Source organism: Sinorhizobium arboris LMG 14919 (assembly GCF_000427465.1).
Classification (GTDB): domain Bacteria; phylum Pseudomonadota; class Alphaproteobacteria; order Rhizobiales; family Rhizobiaceae; genus Sinorhizobium; species Sinorhizobium arboris.
In genome coordinates this window covers 918,100-940,643 of the sequence record NZ_ATYB01000014.1, presented here as the reverse complement: position 1 = coordinate 940,643, position 22,544 = coordinate 918,100, and the positions used below count along the sequence as shown (strand labels likewise).

At 62.2% G+C, this 22,544-nt stretch carries 20 protein-coding genes; 11 read left to right on the top strand and 9 right to left on the bottom strand.

Features of this window, described 5'->3' with window-relative positions; genetic code table 11:
* Positions 1–40: 40 nt before the first annotated feature.
* Positions 41–601, top strand: a complete 561-nt coding sequence (locus SINAR_RS0115585; RefSeq protein ID WP_027999966.1) for a CGNR zinc finger domain-containing protein — start codon at positions 41–43, stop codon at positions 599–601.
* A complete protein-coding gene (locus tag SINAR_RS0115580) occupies positions 598–1,101 on the top strand; it encodes a hypothetical protein (RefSeq protein WP_027999965.1) in 504 nt (167 codons plus the stop codon). The genes SINAR_RS0115585 and SINAR_RS0115580 overlap by 4 nt, the downstream gene beginning before the upstream one ends.
* Positions 1,102–1,153: 52 nt before the next feature.
* Here SINAR_RS0115580 and ndk read toward each other — a convergent pair whose 3' ends face one another.
* Together ndk and SINAR_RS0115570 are read right to left on the bottom strand one after the other, a co-directional pair.
* The gene (gene ndk, locus SINAR_RS0115575) at positions 1,154–1,576 is read right to left on the bottom strand and encodes a nucleoside-diphosphate kinase (protein WP_011974973.1); all 423 of its coding nucleotides are present in this window, start codon (positions 1,574–1,576) and stop codon (positions 1,154–1,156) included.
* Positions 1,577–1,678: 102 nt separating this feature from the next.
* On the bottom strand, positions 1,679–2,368 hold the full coding sequence (locus SINAR_RS0115570) for a glutathione S-transferase family protein (RefSeq protein ID WP_027999964.1): 690 nt from the start codon (positions 2,366–2,368) through the stop codon (positions 1,679–1,681).
* Between the two features lie 201 nt (positions 2,369–2,569).
* On the opposite strand from SINAR_RS0115570, the gene SINAR_RS0115565 reads away from it, so the two are divergent.
* Complete coding sequence (locus tag SINAR_RS0115565) at positions 2,570–3,082, top strand: DinB family protein (RefSeq protein ID WP_027999963.1); 513 nt, start codon at positions 2,570–2,572, stop codon at positions 3,080–3,082.
* Here the strand turns inward: SINAR_RS0115565 and SINAR_RS0115560 are convergent.
* Together SINAR_RS0115560 and SINAR_RS0115555 are read right to left on the bottom strand one after the other, a co-directional pair.
* Positions 3,023–5,680 carry an AMP-binding protein gene (locus SINAR_RS0115560; RefSeq protein ID WP_027999962.1) on the bottom strand — a complete coding sequence of 886 codons (2,658 nt, stop codon included), beginning with the start codon at positions 5,678–5,680 and terminating at the stop codon, positions 3,023–3,025. The genes SINAR_RS0115565 and SINAR_RS0115560 overlap by 60 nt on opposite strands.
* Before the next feature lie 238 nt (positions 5,681–5,918).
* Entirely contained in the window at positions 5,919–6,200 is a 282-nt protein-coding gene (locus SINAR_RS0115555; protein WP_027999961.1) for a hypothetical protein, read from the bottom strand.
* Between the two features lie 310 nt (positions 6,201–6,510).
* On the opposite strand from SINAR_RS0115555, the gene SINAR_RS0115545 reads away from it, so the two are divergent.
* Entirely contained in the window at positions 6,511–8,400 is a 1,890-nt protein-coding gene (locus SINAR_RS0115545; RefSeq protein WP_027999960.1) for an ABC-F family ATP-binding cassette domain-containing protein, read from the top strand.
* A gap of 120 nt (positions 8,401–8,520) precedes the next feature.
* On the opposite strand, the gene SINAR_RS0115540 is transcribed toward SINAR_RS0115545, so the two are convergent.
* A complete protein-coding gene (locus tag SINAR_RS0115540; protein ID WP_027999959.1) occupies positions 8,521–9,360 on the bottom strand; it encodes a GNAT family N-acetyltransferase in 840 nt (279 codons plus the stop codon).
* A 184-nt stretch (positions 9,361–9,544) separates the two neighbouring features.
* Between SINAR_RS0115540 and SINAR_RS0115535 the strand changes: the two genes are divergently transcribed.
* Entirely contained in the window at positions 9,545–10,471 is a 927-nt protein-coding gene (locus tag SINAR_RS0115535) for a Gfo/Idh/MocA family protein (protein WP_027999958.1), read from the top strand.
* Between the two features lie 194 nt (positions 10,472–10,665).
* Here SINAR_RS0115535 and SINAR_RS0115530 read toward each other — a convergent pair whose 3' ends face one another.
* Positions 10,666–11,115 (bottom strand): DNA polymerase III subunit chi, encoded by a 450-nt coding sequence (locus SINAR_RS0115530; protein ID WP_027999957.1) that lies wholly within the window; start codon positions 11,113–11,115, stop codon positions 10,666–10,668.
* A gap of 34 nt (positions 11,116–11,149) precedes the next feature.
* Positions 11,150–12,643, bottom strand: a complete 1,494-nt coding sequence (locus SINAR_RS0115525) for a leucyl aminopeptidase (protein ID WP_027999956.1) — start codon at positions 12,641–12,643, stop codon at positions 11,150–11,152.
* A gap of 314 nt (positions 12,644–12,957) precedes the next feature.
* Here SINAR_RS0115525 and lptF point away from each other — a divergent pair, with 314 nt between their 5' ends.
* The 6 genes from lptF to rsmA all read left to right on the top strand — a co-directional run bounded on the left by lptF (position 12,958) and on the right by rsmA (position 20,565).
* Complete coding sequence (gene lptF, locus SINAR_RS0115515) at positions 12,958–14,130, top strand: LPS export ABC transporter permease LptF (protein WP_027999955.1); 1,173 nt, start codon at positions 12,958–12,960, stop codon at positions 14,128–14,130.
* Positions 14,127–15,209 carry an LPS export ABC transporter permease LptG gene (gene lptG, locus SINAR_RS0115510; protein WP_027999954.1) on the top strand — a complete coding sequence of 361 codons (1,083 nt, stop codon included), beginning with the start codon at positions 14,127–14,129 and terminating at the stop codon, positions 15,207–15,209. Before lptF ends, lptG begins: the two co-directional genes overlap by 4 nt.
* Positions 15,209–17,554, top strand: coding sequence for an LPS-assembly protein LptD (locus SINAR_RS0115505; RefSeq protein WP_027999953.1), 2,346 nt, complete (start codon positions 15,209–15,211; stop codon positions 17,552–17,554). Before lptG ends, SINAR_RS0115505 begins: the two co-directional genes overlap by 1 nt.
* Positions 17,555–17,743: 189 nt before the next feature.
* A complete protein-coding gene (locus SINAR_RS0115500; protein ID WP_027999952.1) occupies positions 17,744–18,694 on the top strand; it encodes a SurA N-terminal domain-containing protein in 951 nt (316 codons plus the stop codon).
* 9 nt (positions 18,695–18,703) lie between these two features.
* Positions 18,704–19,735, top strand: a complete 1,032-nt coding sequence (gene pdxA / locus SINAR_RS0115495; protein ID WP_027999951.1) for a 4-hydroxythreonine-4-phosphate dehydrogenase PdxA — start codon at positions 18,704–18,706, stop codon at positions 19,733–19,735.
* Positions 19,735–20,565, top strand: coding sequence for a 16S rRNA (adenine(1518)-N(6)/adenine(1519)-N(6))-dimethyltransferase RsmA (gene rsmA, locus SINAR_RS0115490; protein ID WP_027999950.1), 831 nt, complete (start codon positions 19,735–19,737; stop codon positions 20,563–20,565). Before pdxA ends, rsmA begins: the two co-directional genes overlap by 1 nt.
* Before the next feature lie 101 nt (positions 20,566–20,666).
* On the opposite strand, the gene gmk is transcribed toward rsmA, so the two are convergent.
* Together gmk and SINAR_RS0115480 are read right to left on the bottom strand one after the other, a co-directional pair.
* Entirely contained in the window at positions 20,667–21,326 is a 660-nt protein-coding gene (gene gmk, locus SINAR_RS0115485; protein ID WP_027999949.1) for a guanylate kinase, read from the bottom strand.
* A gap of 3 nt (positions 21,327–21,329) precedes the next feature.
* On the bottom strand, positions 21,330–22,217 hold the full coding sequence (locus SINAR_RS0115480) for a YicC/YloC family endoribonuclease (protein ID WP_027999948.1): 888 nt from the start codon (positions 22,215–22,217) through the stop codon (positions 21,330–21,332).
* Positions 22,218–22,544 lie beyond the last annotated feature (327 nt).

The following is a 22,544-nucleotide window of genomic DNA, read 5'->3' as shown; positions in this document are numbered from 1 at the left end:
TATAACTGGTAAAATCCATTTTGCCAGTTAGGATTGTCGCATGAGTTTCACCTGGACCGCACATCGTTTCTCGGGCGGCGCGCTCGCGCTGGACGTCGCCAATTCCGTTGTCCTGCGCTTCGATCCCCAGCGTCGGATCGATCGCTTCGAAGACCCGGAGGCAATTGATGGCTTCGCCGCGGCGGCCAATCTTTACGGTGCCGAACGGGACCGTTTCGGAACGCTGATTGCGACGCGGCCGGAACGCCGGGACGCATTCATCGGTTTGCGGGAGGCCACGGATCGCCATTTTCGCGCCCTGGTGCAGACGGAAGACCGGCCCGATCTCCTGGCGGACCTCCTGGATGCGATCGCCACCATCCTGCGTCAAACCGCGAACGATGGCAAAGGCACGCCTCTCGATGTCGCCACGGCTCGTTCGGCGCTTGGTCTCGTTGCCGGCCCGGAATCGGGACGGCTGAAAATATGCCCCAATTGCGCATGGCTCTTTCTCGACCGCAGCCGCAACCGGAGCAGAACATGGTGCGACATGGCCGTTTGCGGCAACCGTACGAAGGCCAGGCGCCATTATCGCCGCAGCAGAGAGGAACCGAAGCCATGAGGAAAGCCCTGATGATATCCGCTCTGCTCGCCGCGGTCGTTGCCGGCTGTCAGCGCGACAGCGGCCGGGACCCGCTGGAACTGACCGGCAAGATGTTCGTGTTCAACTATCGGCTGGCCTATGCGACCTATATGGTCACGCTCAACAAGACGCAGCCGGTTCCGGACGGCAGCACCGTCGTGGCAACCTTCGAAAATCCTGCCGGCGGCAATCCGCTGACGCTTGAACGGAAGCTTTTCCCGAAGCTGAACAAGGTGGTCCTCGAAAGCCCGGACATTACCTGCGTAAAGAAGCAGAAACCCTATGCCGTGACCATCGAAGTCAAGGGGCCGGACGGGACCTCGCTACAGAGGCTGGAGACGACCGTCATCTCGGACATCGACCAGGACGTGATGCCGGCGAAGGCCCTTGTCGAGGGGCCGGCCTACGACAAGAATCCCGAGGTCTTCAAGAACGGCAAGGCGCCGGAGCGTTTCGAGACCGCAAGCTGTCCGACATAAAAAGCCGGGGCGTTGCCGCCCCGGCTTGAAGATTACTTCCTTGGTCTACGGATCAGCCGACGATCTCGGTGCCGGAGAACCAATAGGCGATTTCCTCCGCAGCCGTTTCCGGGGCATCGGAACCGTGAACCGAGTTTTCGCCGATCGAAAGAGCGTGGACCTTGCGGATCGTGCCCTCGGCGGCGTTGGCCGGGTTGGTGGCACCCATGACTTCACGGTTCTTGGCAATGGCGTTCTCGCCTTCGAGAACCTGTACCACGGTGGGGCCGGAGGACATGAACTCGACGAGTTCGCCGAAGAACGGGCGGTCCTTGTGGACGGCATAGAAGCCTTCGGCTTCGCGGCGGCTCATCCAGACGCGCTTCGAGGCGACGACGCGCAGGCCGGCATCTTCCAGCATCTTGGTGATGGCGCCGGTCAGGTTGCGCTTCGTCGCATCCGGCTTGATCATCGAAAAGGTACGTTCAATCGCCATTGGCTCAATTTCCCTTGCTCTTGAGAAGTGGCGGTTCATTAGCCGCCAATTCCTCGCAAAACAAGGGGGCGCGGCGATGATTCGCCGCCTGGCGCTCCAGTTTCACGCCGCTGTCACGCTGCGGCCGAGGCCGTGGTGAAGGTCAAGGCAGCGCTCGAACCAATCGGTGACGACGTCACCTGGGGCAAGCAGGCGGTGTGGAGAAACGATGCGCGCCCATTGCAACGCGCCGAAGACGATATAGTCGGCAAACAGCGGTCCGCCGCCGCCGAGGAAGGGCTGAAACTTCAGCATGTGGCGAAGCGGCTCGAGCTTCGTCGAGAAGGTTTCGAGGTCTCCTCGCCCGGCCTCGGCAACCGCCTCCAGCGACCGGCCGAAGCGTTCCTCGCGGCTTGCCCGGAAATAGGCCTGATCGACGGGATCGAGGCTGTCATGGATGTCCATGATTGCGATGCGCACGATCGCCGGATGCAGGGCTGTCTGCGACCAGCCCTCGACGAACCGAGCCATCGCCTTGCCGCCTTCCCCGGCAAAAAGGGAGGGACGATCAGGATAGGTCTCTTCAAGATAGAGCGCGATATCGAAGCTGTCGCTGACGAGTTTTTCTCCATCGCGCAGCAGGGGAACGATCTTTGTCGCCCCCTCCTCCAGTCTCGGTATTTCGGTGAAGCCGACCGCGGCAATGTCGGCGGCAAGCCCCTTATGCGCGAGCGATAGCTTCGTCTTCCACACATGGGGCGAAAACGGACGGCTCTTGTCGGCTCCAGAGAGTGCATAGAGTTTGCGGGTCATTCAGGTTCCTCTATTTTCGCTCCCGAGCGACATTGAGGGAAACGCCGCCGGCGGATCAAATCATTAAATTTCATGAGTAGCATTCGACACCGGAATACCAATTCACGATAGTGTGGCCGATCACAAGAGAGCGGGCTCGGGAAACGTGTGTGCGGCTTTCCTCATCCCGCTCTCGAATCACCATGATCCAGGAGATTGCCGATGCACGACCATTACCGAATGTTCGCCGACTATAATCGCTGGGCCAACAGGCGGCTCTATGCTGCCGCCTCGGAATTGTCGGACTCGGAATACCGGGAGAACAAGGGAGCGTTTTTCGGCTCGCTGCACGGGACGCTGAACCATATCCTCGCGGCAGACCGTATCTGGATGAAGCGATTTACGAAAGACGGCGAAGCGCCCTCTCGGCTCGACGCCATCCTGCACGACGATTTGATCGGACTGACGGCGGCGAGGGTAGCCGAGGACGAGCGGATCATTGCGTGGATCGACAGCCTCGACGAGAAGCGTCTTGCAGGGCGCATCACCTATTCTCCGCTGACCAATCCCGTCGAGATCACGGAAAGACTCGGACGGACGCTTGCGCATTTCTTCAACCACCAGACCCATCACCGCGGCCAGGCGCATGCGACCCTGACCGCGCTTAAGCACCCCTCACTGACGCTGGACCTGGTTTTCTTCCTGCGGACCGAGGGCGAGAAGTGGGCCGACTGAGGCGAACCCCGGCCCAAGCCCGCCCGCCGGGGCAAGCGAGATGCGCCCGCCTCGGGCGCAGGCAAGCCATGCGATGAGCCGACGCTGCCCCAGCCAGGCGGAAATCCCAAGCGCGATGCCGCCGACGATGGAGCAGAGGGCAAAGGCGGATGGCGCGAGGAACGGCTGGATCTGCAGCAGCAGCAATTCAGGCACGAAACGGTGCAGGATATAGATATGGAAGCCCGCTGCAGACAGCGGCAGGATCAGCCGCGAACCCCATTGCGGCATGCGAATGCGCGGCAGGAAAAGCAGCGCGGCCAATACGGCGATCTGCAGCAGATATTTGACTTTCGTACCGATCCAGACGCCCTCATAAAGCCCGAGGAACAGGAATACGCCTGTTCCTGCCAGCATCACCATCGAGCGCTCTTTCCACGTTGCGGCCATTGCCGCACACCAGCCCAGCACAGCCATGTAGAATATCCATGGAAGGGTGAATATCTGGCGGTTGCCGATATCGACGAGAAGCGGAAAAGCCATGCGGGCGGCAAAGGCCGCGGTGAACAGCACCATGCCGGCGGCAAAGGGCCTCTTCGCCGCCGCGCGCCGGACGAACGGAACAGCAAAAAGAGCGCCAAACAAAAGCAGCATTTGGCAGTAGGCTTCGATGAACCAGTAGAGATAGGGCACCATGCTGTGGCGTCCCGGATCGGCAAAGCCGAAATTGCCGACCAGAAAGACCGAAGCCCAGGGCACGTCGCCCCAGGCGAGCGCGTAGCCGGCCACGATCAGATAATAGGGAACGAGGATCTGCGTAAGCGGCCGCAGCAGCCTTCCTATCGCGCCCGAGAACAACGCCCCGCTCTGGAATCGTGCAAGACCGAAGCCGGCGAGAATGACCATCGCAGCGGATCCGCCCGGAATGGGCCAAAGTGTCTCGTGGTGAACCACGACCAGCAGGATCGCCAGCGCCCGGATCAGCAGATCCGTGCCGATCTGGCGGTACTTGCGCTCGCGGCCGCTCAGGGCAGCGAGTTCGCCGATCGACAGCTTTTCCCAGGCCTCCGGCAGTTCTCCGAGGGTTCTCTCGAGCCCGATCGAAAGCTGAACAAACCGGAGCGAATCGCCACCAAGCGACAGAAAGCTGTCCTCCGATCGAACCCTCCTCGGATAGAAGAGCTGGGTAAAAAGTGCCTCCACGCTCCCCTCTTCCGAACTGGCGCACGCCCCCGCAGCCGACTGGACGGCAAGGGCCGGGTAGTCGATCTTGCCGGAAGCCGTTCTCGGAAGGTTGTCCAGGCGCGAAGCACGGACATGCAGCAATGTCAGGCCGCTCGCTTCGACGAGCAGGCGGCGGACTTCATCCGGATCGCGGCTTCCTGCATAATAGGCATGGACTTCGGTGTCGTTGCCGACGACCGCGGCAGCGACGCCTTGCCGCTCAAGAGCCGCTTCCAGACTGTCGTGGCTGATCCGGAGGCCGGCAATCTTCGATATCCGCTTCGTTCGTCCCACGATCCGAAAAAAGCCATCCACGTCTCTTGCCGCCAGATCGCCGGTCCGCAATTCCGACAGTTCGGCCCCCCGCGCGAGATCGGCGCGTGACGACGCGTAGCCCATCATCACATTCGGGCCGCGATAAACAAGCTCGCCGGCCTGATCGGCGCTGGAGATTATCCTTCCATTTTCATCCTCGATCGTCAGGCTACCGCCCGGAATCGCGATGCCGATCCGGTCTTCCCTGCCCCGGAGACGTTCCGGCGGCATATAGGCCATCCGAGCCGTCGCCTCTGTCTGGCCGTACATCACGAAAAGACACGCGTCGCGCGCCGAAAGATGCTCATTGTAGCGGCGAACGAGTTCCGGCGACATGCGTCCGCCGGCCACCGTCATGAAACGCAGCTTCGGAAAATCCCGGTCGCGGAATCCCACTTTTTCCAGGAGGTCATAGGAATAGGGAACACCGGAGAGATTGGAGCTGCCGCTCTGCGCAAGTTCATCGAGGAAGCCATCTTCGAGAATCGATCGGCCCGGCATGTAGACGCTCGCGCCCACGGCGAGGTGGGCGCTCAGAACGGAAAGCCCGTAGGAATAATGGAGCGGCAGGATGAGGCAGGCTCGGTCCGCTGCGGTCAGGCCGAGATATTCGCCAATCGACCGCGCGTTGGATTGGATGTTCATGTGCGACAGGCGCACCCATTTTCCGTATCCCGTACTGCCGGACGTCGAGAGCAGGACGGCAAGTTCGGGATGCGGCGCGATCGCGTCTCCCTTCAGCCGCTCCATGCGCCAGCGGCCATCGAAACGGCGGTAGCAATAGTCCGGTTTGAGGACGTCGCGATCCTTGACCATCGAAGCGGGGCCGCAGAGGGCGACCGCGTGACCGGCCTCTAGGGCCGCCAGATAAGCGACGACGGCGTGCTCGGAAAGGTCGGCTTCGATCATCACCAGGCCGCGATCGCCGCGCCATTGGTGCGCCAGACGCGCAACGCGCTCGGCAAGTTCGTGATAGCTGACGATCCGCCCGCCGCGCAACAGCAGCGCCGGCCGATGCCCCCGCGCGGCCAGACTTGCAACACAAAACGGAGCTACCGAAAATTCGCTTGAGCCGCCCATTGCCACCTTCCATTTTAGCAAGGCGGCATATTATTGCTGACTCTGATCGTCAAGTATAAAGGCGAAGCCTATACGGGGACTTTGTGCGAAACGACTTTCCGCACGGAAGTACGTCGCTTTCAAAGGTCAGTCCGAACACGAAAGGCCCGGTTCAAGCGGAACCGGGCCTTTCGTTCGTGGCGGAGCAAGAGATGCGTGGGAGGCCGCGCCCTGCTCCGTGACTCATCGACCGCAAGCCTTAACGGCTGAGGCCCTGGTAATATTCGCCTTCACCGCCGGAGACGACTTTCGGCTGCGATGCATAGCCGACCGAGCCGGTGGATGTGCGATCGATCGAACCGTCTGCGCGGCGGATGACCGCGGCGCCGCGTGCCTGCGGAGCGCGCTCGGTGTAGAGCGGCTTGTCGCTGACACCCTGATAATAGCTGCCGCCGGCAAAGGCTGCGGATGCACCGCCGAGAACGGCTGTGGCCACGAGCGTAGCGGCGAGAGCAGTATGGATTGCGTTCCTCATGATCATCACTCCTGATCGGTCGTTCGCTTGAACGAGGGTTTCGTCGCGACCGCCATGATCGGCACTATTCCGGACGCGGTGGCCTCGCCGATGGCGCCCGGTCCGATCAAAGGGTCAGAAGAGCATTCTCGTGCTCTCCATGGGAAGATGTGGGGCCTCATGATGAGGATGGGAAGCATTGATTATCGGAACACGTTGTCCATGAATCCATAACAATCCTCCCTTGAAAATGGCCCCGGAGTTCTTATTCGCACGAAGGCGAAAGCCGTGACGCGAGCCTCTTGCCTTCCCAAAAAAGTCCGGGCAAAAGGCCCGGATGATCCAGATATCCGGCCTCTCCGCCCGCATTGCGGGCCGTCTGCTCATCGATAACGCTTCCGTGACGCTTCCCGCGGGCACGAAGGCCGGTCTCGTCGGACGCAACGGCGCCGGCAAGTCGACGCTCTTCCGGGTCATCACCGGCGAGCTTGCGGCGGAAGCCGGCAGCGTTTCCTTGCCCAGGAACGCGCGGATCGGGCAGGTCGCGCAGGAAGCGCCGGGGACGGAAGAACCTCTGATCGAGATCGTGCTCAAGGCCGACAGGGAACGCACGGCGCTGGTCGCCGAAGCGGAGACGGCGACCGACCCGCACCGGATCGCCGAGATCCAGACGCGGCTCGCCGACATCGGCGCCCATTCGGCGGAAGCGCGCGCGGCAAGCATCCTCGCCGGGCTCGGCTTCGACCACCAGGCGCAGAAGCGTCCTGCCTCCTCCTTTTCCGGTGGCTGGCGCATGCGCGTCGCGCTTGCATCGGTCCTTTTTTCCGAGCCGGACCTCCTGCTCTTGGACGAGCCGACCAACTATCTCGACCTCGAAGGAACCCTGTGGCTCGAGGATTATATCCGCCGCTATCCGCACACCGTGATCATCATCAGCCACGATCGCGACCTCCTGAACACCGCGGTGAGCGCGATCGTTCACCTTGATCAGAAGAAACTCACCTTCTATCGCGGCTCCTACGATCAGTTCGAGCGGCAGAAGGCGGAGGCGGACGAACTCCAGATGAAGGCGAAGGCCAAGAACGAGGCTGCCCGCAAGCATCTGCAGAGTTTCATCGATCGCTTCAAGGCAAAAGCCTCCAAGGCCCGTCAGGCCCAGAGCCGCATCAAGGCGCTGGAGCGGATGGGCACCGTTGCAGCCGTGATCGAAGACCATGTCCAGGGCTTCGCCTTTCCCGATCCGGAGAAGCAGGTGGCCTCGCCGATCGTCGCCATCCAGGGCGGCGCAGTCGGCTACGAACCGGGCAAACCTGTCCTGAAGAGGCTCAATCTGCGCATCGACGCGGACGACCGGATCGCCCTGCTCGGCTCCAACGGCAACGGCAAATCGACCTTTGCGAAGTTCATCGCGGGACGCCTCGATGCGGAAGCGGGCGAGGTGCGGATCGCTCCGGGACTGAAGGTGGGTTTCTTCGCCCAGCACCAGCTCGACGATCTCGTGCCGACGCACAGCGCCGTGGAGCACGTGCGCCGCCGCATGCCGGAAGCACCGGAAGCGAAGGTGCGCTCCCGCGTGGCGCAGATGGGACTGGCGACCGAAAAGATGGACACCGCGGCCAAGGATCTCTCCGGTGGCGAGAAGGCGCGCCTTCTGATGGGCCTTGCCGCCTTCGAGGCGCCGAACCTCCTTATCCTCGACGAGCCCACCAACCATCTTGATATCGACAGCCGCAACGCACTCATCGCCGCCCTCAACGATTTCTCCGGCGCGGTCATTCTCATCTCCCACGACCGGCACCTGATCGAGGCGACGGCCGACCGGCTGTGGCTGGTGCGCGACGGGACCGTCGCCAGCTATGACGGCGATCTCGAGGATTATCGGGGACTGATCGTGGGAGGGCCGAAGCCCAGGGACGAAAAGCCCAGATCGAACGGCTCGGATGAGGCGCTCTCCAGGGCGGACCAGCGCAAGGCCAATGCCGACAAGCGTGCCTCATTGGCGCCTCTGAGGAAAAAGATCAATGAGATCGAGTCCTTGACGGGCAAACTGGAGAAATTGATTCAGGCCCTTGATGCGGAGCTTGCAGACCCCGCCCTCTACGAGAAGGCTCCGGCAAAAGCCGCGCAACGCGCCAAGGAACGCGCCGATGCGGCCGAAAAGCTTGCTGCCGCGGAAGAACAATGGCTGGAACTGTCGGCGGAATACGAGGAAGCGATGGCGGGCTAGAGCACTTCCTCATGGGAAAGCGTCTAGCGCCTTTCCGTGAGGAAGTGCGTAGTCTCAAGGCGTGGCGCCGAGCTCGCGAACGGGGGCGTACCTCTTTGCCTGCAGAAAACGCTTCGCCAATCAACCGAGCTCGAAGGTCGTAATCCCGTAAATCCGCGCAAGCGGCAGATCGGGCGCCGGTCCGCGATACATGCGGGCGGTCTCGAAAGCCGGCTTCATGTTGTAGCGCGTGCAAAGCGCCCTTGCCGACGCATTCGGTTCCGGGACGTCCAGATAGACCCGTTCTCCCCCTGTGCCGGTCACGAGCTTGCGAAACAGAAGATCCGCCCCGGTCTCGCTATCGGCGAGCAGCGGTCCGATCTTGTAGCCTTCGCGGCACTTTCGGATCGTTCCGTAACCGGCGATTGCCCCGTCACGCAGCAGGACCACGCTTCTGCGCGTCTGCAGCTGCTTGATCCATTCGCGCAGAAACGCCTCGCGCCGGATGGGATTGAACCTCATGTCATAATCGATCAGTGCCGCCGCATGCACGGGCGCCACATCGACAAGCTCCGTGCCGGGCGGCTCGATTACATTCGCCACACCGCCGTAGCGTATGTTCGCATGCGACCAGTTGAAACCCGACTTCCGATAGTTCTCCTGCTGGGCCACGACTCCGTCAAGGCCGACGGTCCGGCCTTCGGCCCGTGCAATTGCCCACTGCCAGAGTTCGCGGCCGATGCCCCTGCCCCGATACTCCTCATCCGCGATGTAAAGTCCGAGAAAGGCATAGCCGCTGCCATAGCGCACAAGCGAAATGGCAGCGGCAAGCCGCTCTTCCTCGACGGCGACCCAGTAACCTTCCGGATCGGCGGCCCAGAAGGCGTTGGCATCTTCGAGCCCGGGATTCCACCCCTCCTTGGCGGCCCAGTCGATGATCGTATCGAGCTCGACCCGTGTCGCAAGACGAATATGTGGCATCGCAGATCCTGACTTCGCTCCGAAAAATCCATCGAGAGGCAAGAAGACGGACAAGATAGATTTGCATCCCATCTTGTCCACCCAGGCGGCTAGGATAATTCTTGCAACGGGTCGCCGGCTTGTCCGTCGTTTCCAATCTGCTACAAGGGTCCCGGAATAATCATACTAATCAGGGCGAAACACCATGTCCCAAATCAACATTGCCATCGTCGGTGTCGGCAAAATCGTGCGTGACCAGCATTTGCCGGCGCTTGCGAAGGACGCGGACTACCGGCTGATCGCAGCAGCAAGCCGTCATGGAACCGTGGACGGCATCGACAATTTCAAGTCGATCGACGCCATGCTCGACGCCGTCCCGGCGATCGAGGCGGTTTCGCTCTGCATGCCGCCGCAGTACCGCTACGAGGCGGCACGGACGGCACTCTCCGCCGGCAAGCACGTCTTCCTCGAAAAGCCGCCGGGCGCCACTTTGAGCGAGGTCGCAGATCTGGAAGCGCTTGCGGACGACAAAGGCGTCTCGCTCTTTGCAAGCTGGCACTCGCGCTATGCCCCGGCAGTCGAAGCGGCAAAGGCGTTTCTGGCATCGACCGCCATTCGTGACGTCCGCATCATCTGGAAGGAAGATGTTCGCCACTGGCATCCGAACCAGGAGTGGATCTGGGCTGCAGGCGGGCTCGGCGTCTTCGACCCGGGCATCAACGCGCTCTCGATCATGACCCACATCCTGCCCCGTCCGGTCTTCATCACCTCCGCGACGCTCGAATTTCCCGAGAACCGGGACGCGCCGATCGCCGCCACGATCGCCTTCAGCGATGCGGAAAAGCTCCATGTCGCTGCCGAGTTCGATTGGCGCCAGACGGGCAAGCAGAGCTGGGACATCGTCGCCGCGACGGACGCGGGCGAAATGGTGCTCTCCGAGGGCGGCGCCAAACTCGCGCTCGACGGGAAGATTGTCCACGAGCAGCCCGAACAGGAATACCCCATGCTCTATCGGCGTTTCGCCGAGATCATCAAAGCCGGCAGATCGGATGTCGACCTGGCGCCGCTCCGGCATGTCGCCGACGCCTTCATGCTCGGCCGCCGCAAATTCGTCGAGGCATTCCACGACTGATGGAATGGGCTTTGACCCCTCCCCGCAAGGGGAGGGCCAGGCGCTTGCGACAATCTCGTGACTAAAGCAGCCCAGCTGGAATTCTCGGAGAACGACTGCGGAAAGAGGGCGCGGCATCCGAGCCCCTCCCCCTTAGTTGTGTATATGGCCCAGTGGTGAGGGGGTCCGTCAGAGACCATCGCTCACTCGAGCGATTACGCCTTCTTTTCCCACCTTCCGTCACGGTTCTGCTGCCAATAGGTGAGATTGTGCCCCTCGGCCTTGAGCCGCTTCCACTGATCTCGCGCCGCCTCAAGCTGCTTCTGGTCATAGCCGTCGAACATGAAAACAACCCGCTCATATTCGGAAACGAGCGGCGGTTCGGCGCCGTCGACGAGAAAGCGCACTGTCGCGGAATTCCGGTTGCCGTCATCGAAAACGATGAGAATCGGTTGTTCGGCCGCGAAATCGTCCGCATCCGTGCCGTGCGGCAGGAAGCTGTCGTCCCGATAGACCCAAAGATGCGTATCCAGTGCATCGCGCCTTTCGGCGTCGACCGTCTGCACGACCACCCGCCAGCCGCGCTCGATGCTCTTGTCGAGCAGCGGAGGCAGGGCGTCCTCGAGCTTCGATTCGGTCAGATGATAGAAAAGAATCTCGGTCATTCCGCCCTCTCCCGTACACCTGCCGCACGAACGGTCACGATTCGTAGTTCGCGCGCACCAGCTGGTCGAGGAGACGAACGCCGAAACCCGAGCCCCATGACTGATTGATCTCGTCCGCCGGCGAGCCCATGGCCGTGCCGGCGATGTCGAGATGCGCCCAGGGCGTGTCCTTGACGAAGCGCTTCAGAAACTGCGCCGCGGTTACCGAGCCGCCATGGCGGCCCCCGGTGTTCTTCATGTCGGCGAACTTGCTGTCGATCATCTTGTCATATTCCTTGCCCAGCGGCATCCGCCACAGCCGCTCCTGGGTGGCAAGGCCGGCTGCGAGCAGCTGCTCCGCCAGCCGGTCGTCGTTCGAGAACAGTCCGGCGTAGTGAGTGGCGAGTGCCACCATGATCGCGCCGGTCAGTGTCGCGAGATCGATCATCAGCTGCGGCTTGAAACGATCATTGCAGTACCAGAGAGCATCGCACAGCACGAGTCTGCCCTCGGCGTCGGTGTTGATCACCTCGATCGTCTGCCCGGACATGGACGTCACGATGTCACCCGGCCTCTGGGCACTTCCGTCCGGCATGTTCTCCACCAGTCCGATGATGCCGACGGCGTTGACCGCCGCCTTGCGCGCGGCAAGGACATGCATGAGGCCGGTCACGGTCGCCGCCCCGCCCATGTCGCCCTTCATATCCTCCATGCCGGAAGCGGGCTTGATCGAGATGCCGCCCGTGTCGAACACGACCCCCTTGCCGATGAAGGCGACCGGCCTGTCCTTGGTCTTCCCGCCTTTCCATTGCATGACGACCAGCCGCGGCGGACGGGAGGAACCTTGCGCTACGCCGAGAAGTGCGCCCATGCCGAGTTTCTTCATCTCTCGCTCGGTCAAGATCTCCACCTCGACGCCGAGCTTTTCCAGCTCCTTCGCGCGCGCGGCAAACTCCACGGGACCGAGCACGTTGGCGGGTTCATTGACGAGATCGCGTGCCAGAAATACGCCTTCGCCGACCGCCTGGGTAGTCGCGAAGGCCTTCTTGGCCGCGATCACCGTCCCCGTGACGATCGTGACTTTCACCGGTTTCTGCGCAGCCTTGGGCTCATCATCCGTTTTCCGGGTCTTGTAGCTCTCGAAGCTATAGGCATTCATCTCCATGCCAAGGGCGAAATCCGCGGCTGCCTTGCCGGTGACTTCGGCGCCGGGCGCGTCGAGAAAGACCGTGATCTTTTCGGCGGACCGCAATTTCGCGGCCGCGGCGCCACCGGCCTTCAGCCAGTCGTGATCGCCGATTCCGGCCGCGTCACCCAGGCCGAGAAGGACGATCCGATCGGCCGGCGAGCCATGCGGCGCAATGACGTCGAGGGTCGAGAGCGCCTTGCCCTTGAACTTGCCGACCTTCGCTGCCTTCCCAAGAACGCCCTCCGGGTCGGCAACGGCCGCACCGGCTGCTTCCTTGCCCCCTGCAACCTGCAGGAGGACCGCGACGCCGCCCGCCGGGCGGTAGGATTTGCTGAAGGAAAACTCGAACTTCATCGGCATGCAGGACTCCAGGCACTTTCTGACGGTGGCGTCCGGCCTGTTACCGGACGGCTACAGTGACCGACATTCGCGACGTCGGCGGTGATCGAAGCTGTGGGGCGCACCCTTCTCGCTTTTCAGGCGCTTGGCAAGATGCTCGCACATGTTTACATGCGGTTAACCGAAGTTCTTCGGCTTATATTTTCCCTGTTGCCGCAGATTCCGATTCGCGGCACGGGGACGAGGAAGGCCGGTTTGGCCGGCAGAGAGATCACGGACTCGTCCGCAACCGAACGGCACACGAACTTGGGCAGGACCTTGGACCGGATACGGCTATGAAGCTGATCGAACGCTACATATTCCGGCGCGCCACGATCATGTTCCTGGCGACGCTCCTGCCGTTGATGGGCATCGTGTGGACCACGCAGGCACTGACCAATGTCAACCTCGTCACCGACAGCGGTCAGTCGATCATCGCCTTTCTGAAGCTCGCGACTCTGATTCTGCCGTCGGTCGTGCCGATCATCCTGCCGTTCGCGCTGGTGATCGGGGTGACGCAGACGCTGAGCGCCATGAACACCGATTCGGAGCTTACGGTGCTCAGTGCCGCCGGCAGTACGCGCATGTCCATCATCCGGCCGGTGATGTTTCTCGCGGCCGGACTGAGCGTGCTCTCCTTCGCCATCGACAACTTCGTCGAGCCTTATTCGCGTGTTGCGGTACGCAAAATGATCGCGACCGCCCATGCGGACCTGCTCGCCTCCGTGGTCCAGGAGAACGCCTTCCGCAAAATTACCGACGGGCTTTACGTGCAGGTGGGTGCCCGCCGCAGCGGCGGCGTGCTGCACGGCATCTTCGTCGCCGATGCGCGCGATCCGAATTTCGAGCTCGTCTACTATGCGCGTGAAGGGGCGGTCGACGAGGAACGTTCCGCGCTCGTGATGAAGGATGGGGAGGTTCACCGCAAGCTGCCGGACGGCGACGTTTCCATCATCAAATTCGACTCCTATGCCTTCGATCTGACGGATCTGACCAGGATGGCGGGAGAAGCCAATATCCGCGCCAAGGATCGCGATCTCTTCTATCTCCTCGACCCCGATCCCGACGATCCAGCCTACAAGAGAGCCCCGCTCGCCTTTTCCGCCGAACTGCACCGGCGCTTTACCGAATGGACCTTTCCGTTGCTCTTCGGCCTGATTGCCCTTGTGGTCAGCAGCGATGCCCGCTCGCATCGCGAGGCGCGGGTGCACCCGATGGTCAGCGCCCTTGGAGCGGCTCTGGTCATCCGGTGGATGACCTTCTATGCAGCCAACAGCGCCGAAGATTCCATATGGTTCGTGCCGCTGATGTATCTGATCCCGCTGGTGACCGCTGCCCTCGCCATACAGCAGCTTGCCAGCAACCGCCGGCTCGACATACCCATGACATGGCAGGAAAAGCTCTCTGACCTCATGGTCCGGCTTCGGCTCGTGCGGCCGGCGGGCGCCGACGGGGAGCAGCCGTCATGATTTTCAACACCCTCGGGCGCTACTTCTTCAAGCGCTATGTCCGCACCACCCTCTGGTTCCTTATCGGAATCTTCGCGCTGATCTTCATCATCGATTTCAGCGAGCTGACCAGCCGCATGTCGAACCTGCCGCACTACACGGTCTCGGGCGCGCTGCTGATGACCGCGTTTCGCATTCCGACGATCCTGCAGCAAACGGTGCCCTTCGTCGCGCTTTTTGCAGCAATGGCTGCATTGATCTCGCTCAACCGGCGCTATGAGCTGGTCGTAACCCGGGCGGCCGGTATTTCCGTCTGGCAATTCCTGCGTCCGTTCGTAGTCGGCGCATTGCTTTTCGGCGTGCTTGCCGTGATCGTGCTCAACCCGCTCGCCGCCTGGGGAACCAAGAAGGCGGAAGCCCTCGAGGCGGAATGGGGCTCCTCCCGTTCGGCCGCCGCGAACTCAATTCCCTGGCTCCGGCAGATCTACGACGGCACCGACACGATCATCGGCGCGCGCTCCGTCCAGAACGGCGGCACCGAGCTGATCAACGTGACCGTTATCCACTTCGATCCACAGGGCGCGATCACGCTCCGGCAGGATGCGAAGTCGGCGAAACTGGAAGATGGTTACTGGCTTCTTAACGGCGTCGTGGAAACGGAAGTCGGTCGTCTGCCGCGCCGTATGGAAACGGCACAACTTCGCACCAATCCGAAACCGGACTTCGTTCAGGAGCGTCTGGCAAAGGCTGATTCTATTCAGTTTTTTGAACTTCCGCGGAAGATCGAAGTGGCGCAGTCCTTTGGCTTTTCCACCAACGGCCTGGAAACGCAATTTCACTCTCTCATGTCGCTGCCGCTGCTTCTCGTCGCGATGACGCTGATCGCCGCCTGCGTCTCGCTAAAATTTAGCCGGTTCAACCAATCTCGGTCAGTGATTCTCGGTGGAATCCTGTCGGGCTTCGTGCTTTATGTCGTCACCGTGCTTATCAAAGCATTCGGGAGCAGCGGCATTGTGCCTCCGTTCGTTGCAGCCTGGCTGCCGGTTGTTGTAGCGATGGCGCTGGGCTCGACGATTCTACTGCACCAGGAGGATGGCTAGTGGCGGCAGGCAACCGCAAACGCATGAAGCTTACCAACGCTGCCCTGTTCGCAGGTGTGGCGCTGCATACGCTTGCCATCGGAATGAATGCGCCAGCCGAGGCGCAGGATGCAGCGACGCGAATCGACGATCTGCAGCCGAATATTCCGGCCGACGCCAAGCTGCTGCTTACCGCCAACGAGCTTGTCTACAATCGCGACACGGAAAAGGTGACCGTGCGCGGCAATGTCCAGATCGAATATGGCGGCTACAAGATGGTGGCCCGGCAGGTCGACTACGACCAGAAATCCGGCCGCATCCTCGCGACCGGCGATATCCAGCTGATCGAGCCGGGCGGCAACATCGTCTATGCCGACCGGATGGACGTCACCGACGATTTCGGCAACGGCTTCGTCCAGGCCCTGAGAATAGAGACGACGGATCTGACGCGCCTCGCGGCGGAAACCGGCGAAAGGCGTAACGGCGAGGAATTCATCCTCAACAAGGCCGTCTACACCGCATGCACCCCGTGCAACACCAAGCCGGAACACCGGTCCCTGTGGCACATCAAGGCCCAGCGCATCATCCAGAACGGACGCACCCGGACCATTCGGCTCGAGCACGCCTATTTCGAGCTCTTCGGCAAGCCGATCGCCTACATTCCTGTCATGGAAATCCCGGATCATACGGTCAAGCGCAAGAGCGGCTTCCTGTTCCCCCAGTTCCGCTATACGCAAAAACTCGGGGCCGGCGTGGGCGTGCCCTACTACTGGGCGATCTCGCCCTATATGGACGCGACGATCACCGGCACGGGGCTGACCCGACAGGGTTTCCTTCTCGAGGGTGAATTCCGGCAGCAGTTCCACAACGGTCTGCATACGCTCAACGTGGCCGGCATCAGCCAGATGGACCGGGAGCAGTTTACCCCGGGAACCGTCGATGCGATGGAAACCAATCGCGGCATGATCGCTTCGCGGGGCAAGTTCGAGATCAATCCGCGCTGGAGCTTCGGCTGGAACGTTCTCGTCCAATCGGACAACAATTTCGCCAAGACCTACGATCTGTCGACCTTCGACGGCACGACCTACGTCAACCAGGCCTATCTGACCGGCCTCGGCAAACGCAACTATTTCGACCTGCGCGCCTTCTATTTCGATATTCAGGATGCCGACCCGGACAGCATTGACGAAAACAAGCAGCCGATCGCACAGGTCCTCGACTATTCCTACACCGCACCGGAACCGATCCTCGGCGGCGAACTCAACGCCGATTTCAACCTTACGAACATCAAACGCAACCGCCTCGACAGGGTGAACGTGCTGGGCGTCGAACGCTTCCGCGGACTGGAGGGAACCTCCCACAGGCTGACCGGCGAGCTCGAGTGGAAGCGGACCTACATTGCGCCCGGCGGGCTTGTGCTGACGCCGCTTCTGGCCGCCCGCGGAGATGCTCTGGGTATCAACGTGGATGATCCGGTCGGCTATACCGGCAGCTTTTCGGGCAGCGATGCCGAGACACGCCGGATGTTGACCGCCGGACTCGAGGCTCGCTATCCGATCCTCTTCGCCGGAGAAACCAGCAGTCATGTTCTGGAACCGATCGCGCAGCTCTATGCGCGTCCCGACGAGCAGCACGCCGGCGGGCTGCCGAACGAGGACGCGCAGAGCTTCGTCTTCGATGCGACCAATCTTTTCGACCGCGACAAATTCTCCGGCTACGATCGCATCGAGGGTGGTACGCGCGCCAATATCGGCTTCCGCTATACCGGAAGTTTCGATAACGGCTACGGTCTGCGCGCCATCGCCGGTCAATCGTTTCACCTTGGCGGCCTCAACTCATTCGCGACGGACGATCTCGTCAAGGCAGGAGCGGATTCGGGCCTCGAAACCGACAGCTCCGACTATGTCGCCATGCTTGGTATCGATGCACCCTCCGGTCTGATGGCTAGCCTCTCCGGCCGGCTGGACGAAAACGACTTCTCTCTGCGCCGGGCCGACGCCACCGTTGGCTATCTCGGGCTGAACTGGCAGGCCGCTCTGACCTATACGCGGATCGAAGCGCAGCCGACCTACGGTTCGCCGTTCGATCAGGACGAAATTCAGACTGCTGCCGCCTATAGGTTCCACGACTACTGGTCGGTATTTGGCGCCGTGACCTACGACATCGACGCGGGCGTCGTCTCCCGCAACGGCATCGGCATCACCTATGACGACCAGGACACGCTCTTCTCGATCGTCTACAAGCAGGAGCGGGACACCGACAGTTCGCTTGCAAACGACTGGTCGATCGGCGCCCGCATCAGCTTCCGCACGCTCGGTGACGTCTATGTCGGCGACACTCGGTTTGACGAACTTGACTACTTCTAAAGCGCCCGTGGCCCTCCGGTAATGCGGCCGATCATGCGGTCTTGTCATTGTTTGGCCGCATGTATTATGCATTTGCCTCACATTGACACCTACGGCGCAGTGCGTCTTGCGGGACGCTCCGGGGTCGCTGTAGCAAGGTCGGCAGTGTGGCAACGGCCGCCGGCAACGGGAGGCAGAACGAGCAGGGGAATGATGATGGGCGGGAAAAACTCGATCGTTAGGATGCTTTCGGCGGCTGCGCTGGCGGTTGCGCTGAGTGGTGCCGCGGGTACGGCGTCCCGCGCGATGGCGGCGAGTACGGTCGAGGTGGTCGTCAACGGCACCGTGATCACCTCCGGCGATGTCGCCAAGCGGGTCGCCTTCCTTCGTCTTCAGCGGCAGAGCGGCGGCGCAGCCGAAGCGAAACAGCAGCTCATCGAGGAGGTATTGAAACGCGCCGAGATCGCCCGCGTTCAACAGTCCGTCAGCACAGACGAGGTAGATGCCGCCTTTGCCCGTTTCGCCGCCGGGAACAAGCTTTCGCCGGAGCAGCTCGGCAAGATCCTCGATCAGGCCGGCGTCGGGGTCGACCATTTCAAGCAGTATATCGCAGTCCAGATGAGCTGGCCGCGCCTCGTCAATTTCCGCTACGGCAGCGGCAGCCGCCTTTCCGGCGGGGACCTCGTCAAGCGCATGATGCAGGACGGCGGCAACAAGCCGGTGACGACGGAATATTTTCTGCAGCAGGTCATCTTCGTCATTCCAGAAGCGAAGCGCGGCGCCATCACGGCGAAGCGGCAGGCCGAAGCCAATGCGTCGCGCTCGAAGTTTCCGGGCTGTGACACCTCGAAAGCCTTTGCGGCGAACTACCGCGACGTTTCGATCCGTAGTCTCGGCCGTATCCTTGCTCAGCAGTTGCCCGAGGATTGGAAGCCGCTTGTCGAGCAGGCTGGCGACGGCATGACGACAGGTACGCGCGTTACCGAAAAGGGCGTCGAATATCTGGCAATCTGCAAGAAGCGTCAGGTCAACGATGACGCCGCCGCCGAGATCGTCTTCCGCGCCGAGGATCTCGGCAAGAAGAAGGCCGGCGGGGAAGACCCGAACAGCGCCAAATACCTCGAAGAACTGCGCTCGAAAGCGCAGATCGTCAACAAATAACGAGCCAGTATGAACGAGACGAGCATCGGACCGGTCGCCCTGACCATGGGCGATCCGGCTGGAATCGGTCCGGATATCAGCCTTTCCGTCTGGGCGAAGCGGGCCGACCGGCCGACGCCGCCGTTTCTTTACGTGGGCGATCCGGCGGTGCTTGCCGCACGCGCCAAGCTCCTGGGTCAGACGGTGCCGATATGCGAGACCGATTGTCTCGGGGCCGTCTCCGCCTTTCAGCATGCCCTGCCCGTTTTGCCGGTTCGCACCCCTGCTCCGGTCGTTCCCGGTCGCCCCGACGCGGCGAATGCTTCCGCCGTTACCGATGCGATCGACACCGCCGTCCGGCTCGTGATGGCAGGCGAGGCTTCCGCCATCGCAACCAATCCGATCGCCAAGGCGGTGCTTTACGAGGCAGGCTTCCGCTTCCCGGGCCACACCGAATATCTCGCTGATCTCGCCGCGCGAGCAACGGGCGTAGACGCCCTGCTGCCGGTGATGATGCTGGCAGGACCGAAGCTGCGCGCCGTTCCGGTCACGATCCATATCCCGCTCAAGGACGTTCCTGCGGCACTGACACCGGATTTGATCTACAAGACCTGCACGATTACCGCAGCCGACCTCGTAAGCCGCTTCGGCCTGCCAGCGCCGCGTCTGGCGATTGCCGGCCTCAATCCGCACGCGGGCGAAGGCGGCGCACTCGGCCGGGAGGACGATGCCACCATCCGGCCCGTCGTCGACCGCCTGCGCGCCGAGGGGCTGGACGTCGTCGGCCCCTTGCCGGCGGACACCATGTTCCACGACCGTGCGAGAGAGGCCTATGACGTCGCCATCTGCATGTATCACGATCAGGCGTTGATACCGGCCAAGGCGCTTGGTTTCGACGACAGCGTCAACGTCACCCTCGGCCTGCCCTTCATCAGAACCTCGCCGGACCATGGGACCGCTTTCAGTCTGGCCGGAAAAGAGATCGCGCGCGACGAAAGCCTTCTGGCGGCACTGCGACTTGCGGCGGAACTTGCCCGCAATGCCGAAGGGATGAAGCGCTGATGGCGACACTCGACGGTCTGCCGCCGCTGCGCGACGTCATACAGCGTCACGGTCTCGACGCGAAAAAGGCGCTCGGCCAGAATTTCCTTCTCGATCTCAACCTCACTCAGAAGATCGCGCGCACTGCCGGTCAGCTGGAGGACGTGACGGTCATCGAGGTCGGCCCGGGTCCCGGCGGCCTTACACGAGCGATTCTCGCTCTTGGGGCAAAGAAGGTCATCGCTATCGAGCGCGATTCGCGCTGCCTGCCGGCACTCGCCGAGGTCGGCGCTCATTATCCCGGGAGGCTCGACGTTGTCGAAGGCGACGCGCTGAAGGTGGACTTCGAAGCGCTTGCCGACGGTCCGGTGCGCATCATCGCCAACCTCCCTTACAATGTCGGCACGCAGCTTCTCGTCAACTGGCTGCTGCCGAGGCGTTGGCCGCCCTTCTGGCAGTCCATGACGCTGATGTTTCAGCGGGAGGTGGGCCTCCGGATCGTCGCCGGCGCCGATGACGACCACTACGGGCGGCTCGGCGTCCTCTGCGGCTGGCGGACCAAGGCGCGTCTGGCCTTCGACGTACCGCCGCAGGCCTTCACGCCACCGCCCAAGGTGACTTCGACGGTCGTTCATCTCGAGCCCGTCGAGGCTCCCATTCCCTGCTCGGCCGCCGCGCTTGAGAGGGTTACCCAGGCAGCCTTCGGCCAGCGGCGCAAGATGCTCCGCCAGAGCCTGAAGCCCATCGGCGGCGAGGCGCTGCTCGCAAAGGCGGACATCGACCCCCAACGTCGCGCGGAAACGCTCACCGTCGAAGAATTTTGCCGATTGGCCAACTGCCTCGGCAGTTGAGCGCACACTCGCAGCATTGCGTTGGGGTGTTCTCCCTCTTCTCGCCCCTTATCCCTGTGCTTCACAGGGACCCGGCGGGTCGCGTCTGCAGCGCGCGGCGCTCAGAGGGGATTTTCCGTCAGCAGTCCGTTGACGAATTCGAAGAGGCCGGGCCGCCGGTCGCGGCGCAGGCGCTCGGCTTCGACGATCGCTCTGACGGAGGAGAAGGCCCGGTCGAGATCGTCGTTGACAACGATGTAATCATATTCGCGCCAGTGCTCGATTTCGGCGCGCGAATTGGCTAGTCGGGTCGCGATGACTTCTTCGGTATCTTCGGCGCGCCGGTGGAGCCGCGACTGCAGCTCGGCCATGGACGGCGGCAGGATGAAGATCGAAACCACGTCGCCCCCCATCTTTTCCTGCAGTTGCTGGGCACCCTGCCAGTCGATGTCGAAGAGCATGTCCCGCCCCTCGCCCATCGCCTTCTCGACGGCATCGCGCGGCGTGCCATAGAAATTGCCGTGCACTTCGGCCCATTCGAGCAGCGAATCCGTTGCCCGCAGCGCCTCGAACTCACGGATAGACTTGAAGAAATAATGCCGCCCCTCGATCTCGCTCGGCCGCCGCGAGCGCGTGGTCACGCTCACCGAGATGCTCAACTCCGGATCGGCTTCGAGCAGGTTGCGCGCGATCGTCGATTTTCCCGCGCCCGATGGCGACGAAATCACGAGCATCAGCCCGCGACGAGCGATCTTGGTGGGCGAAACTGTCGCCGGCTTCATATCCTACTCCAGATTCTGAACCTGTTCGCGAAACTGGTCGATTACGACCTTCAATTCGATACCGGCAGCGGATACGGCCGCGGCATTCGACTTCGAACAGATTGTATTCGACTCGCGGTTAAATTCCTGTGCAAGAAAGTCGAGCTTGCGTCCGACCGGCCCGCCCTTTGTCAGGAGGTCGCGGGCAGCCGCGACATGCGAACCCAGCCGATCGAGTTCCTCTCGCAGATCCGCTTTCGTGGCGAGCAGCGCGACCTCCGCATACAGCCTTTCCCGGTCGATCGAGGATGCATTGTCCATGATCATCGAAACCTGCTGCGCCAACCTGTCGGCGATTGACGACGGGCTGCGTGACGGATCGTCTTCGACTGTCGCCGTCAGCCTCTCGATGCGATCCACCTGCGCGAGCAGCACCTGCCCGAGCGCCTTGCCCTCTTCCTCCCGCATCGTCTGCAGATCGGCGAGCGCCTGTTCCAGGCCGACGAGTATCTCCGCATCGCGCGACGCGCGCTCGTTCTCGCTTTCGTCCGGCTCGCGGAAGTCGATAATGCCGCGAATGGAAAGCAGCGTATCGAGTTTGAGCGGCGCCGGATCGATGACATCGCCCAGTCGCTCGCGAAGCTTCAGGACGGCGGCAAGCGCTTCCTCGTTAAGAACGGCCTCGATCGAAGCTTCGGCCGCGCCCAGCGAAAGGCCGACCTGGAGGTTTCCTCGCGAGAAATGCTGTGCGGCGAGGCGTCGACAATCGGGCTCGAGACGTTCCAGCCCCGGCGGCAGGCGAAGCCGCATGTCAAGACCTTTGCCATTGACCGAACGGAGCTCCCAGGCCCAGCGATAGCGTCCGCTGCTCCCTTCTCTCCTGGCAAAGCCGGTCATCGATTGGAGCGGCATTCTTTCCTCCGTTCGGCAGTGAGCTCAATAGAGCACAGCGATGGCCGCGCCTCCGAGGCAGGCACGACACTGTCCTTGTGGGAAGCACTATGGCAACGGCGCGGAACTGCGCAAGGAATATCCGCGCTGCGCCGGGCTCGTCCACATGAGCCTGAAGCGGGATGAAGGAAGTGTGCGGGGCAGTCCGTCCCGCAGCCCGCGTCTCGGCTTGTCGGAATTGATCGCGCTCATGATTTCAGGTCGACCCGACCTAAAATCCTCGTGGTCTGGAGCCCTTCCGGAGAAGCGTTCGTGCAGTCGTTACCCCGATACCGCTGCGCAGTTTCC

Coding starts and splice junctions, on each gene's coding strand:
- SINAR_RS0115585 (WP_027999966.1), top strand. CDS start 41: ATGAGTTTCACCTGGACCGCACATCGTTTCTCGGGCGGCGCGCTCGCG.
- SINAR_RS0115580 (WP_027999965.1), top strand. CDS start 598: ATGAGGAAAGCCCTGATGATATCCGCTCTGCTCGCCGCGGTCGTTGCC.
- ndk (WP_011974973.1), bottom strand. CDS start 1,576: ATGGCGATTGAACGTACCTTTTCGATGATCAAGCCGGATGCGACGAAG.
- SINAR_RS0115570 (WP_027999964.1), bottom strand. CDS start 2,368: ATGACCCGCAAACTCTATGCACTCTCTGGAGCCGACAAGAGCCGTCCG.
- SINAR_RS0115565 (WP_027999963.1), top strand. CDS start 2,570: ATGCACGACCATTACCGAATGTTCGCCGACTATAATCGCTGGGCCAAC.
- SINAR_RS0115560 (WP_027999962.1), bottom strand. CDS start 5,680: ATGGGCGGCTCAAGCGAATTTTCGGTAGCTCCGTTTTGTGTTGCAAGT.
- SINAR_RS0115555 (WP_027999961.1), bottom strand. CDS start 6,200: ATGATCATGAGGAACGCAATCCATACTGCTCTCGCCGCTACGCTCGTG.
- SINAR_RS0115545 (WP_027999960.1), top strand. CDS start 6,511: ATGATCCAGATATCCGGCCTCTCCGCCCGCATTGCGGGCCGTCTGCTC.
- SINAR_RS0115540 (WP_027999959.1), bottom strand. CDS start 9,360: ATGCCACATATTCGTCTTGCGACACGGGTCGAGCTCGATACGATCATC.
- SINAR_RS0115535 (WP_027999958.1), top strand. CDS start 9,545: ATGTCCCAAATCAACATTGCCATCGTCGGTGTCGGCAAAATCGTGCGT.
- SINAR_RS0115530 (WP_027999957.1), bottom strand. CDS start 11,115: ATGACCGAGATTCTTTTCTATCATCTGACCGAATCGAAGCTCGAGGAC.
- SINAR_RS0115525 (WP_027999956.1), bottom strand. CDS start 12,643: ATGCCGATGAAGTTCGAGTTTTCCTTCAGCAAATCCTACCGCCCGGCG.
- lptF (WP_027999955.1), top strand. CDS start 12,958: ATGAAGCTGATCGAACGCTACATATTCCGGCGCGCCACGATCATGTTC.
- lptG (WP_027999954.1), top strand. CDS start 14,127: ATGATTTTCAACACCCTCGGGCGCTACTTCTTCAAGCGCTATGTCCGC.
- SINAR_RS0115500 (WP_027999952.1), top strand. CDS start 17,744: ATGATGATGGGCGGGAAAAACTCGATCGTTAGGATGCTTTCGGCGGCT.
- pdxA (WP_027999951.1), top strand. CDS start 18,704: ATGAACGAGACGAGCATCGGACCGGTCGCCCTGACCATGGGCGATCCG.
- rsmA (WP_027999950.1), top strand. CDS start 19,735: ATGGCGACACTCGACGGTCTGCCGCCGCTGCGCGACGTCATACAGCGT.
- gmk (WP_027999949.1), bottom strand. CDS start 21,326: ATGAAGCCGGCGACAGTTTCGCCCACCAAGATCGCTCGTCGCGGGCTG.
- SINAR_RS0115480 (WP_027999948.1), bottom strand. CDS start 22,217: ATGCCGCTCCAATCGATGACCGGCTTTGCCAGGAGAGAAGGGAGCAGC.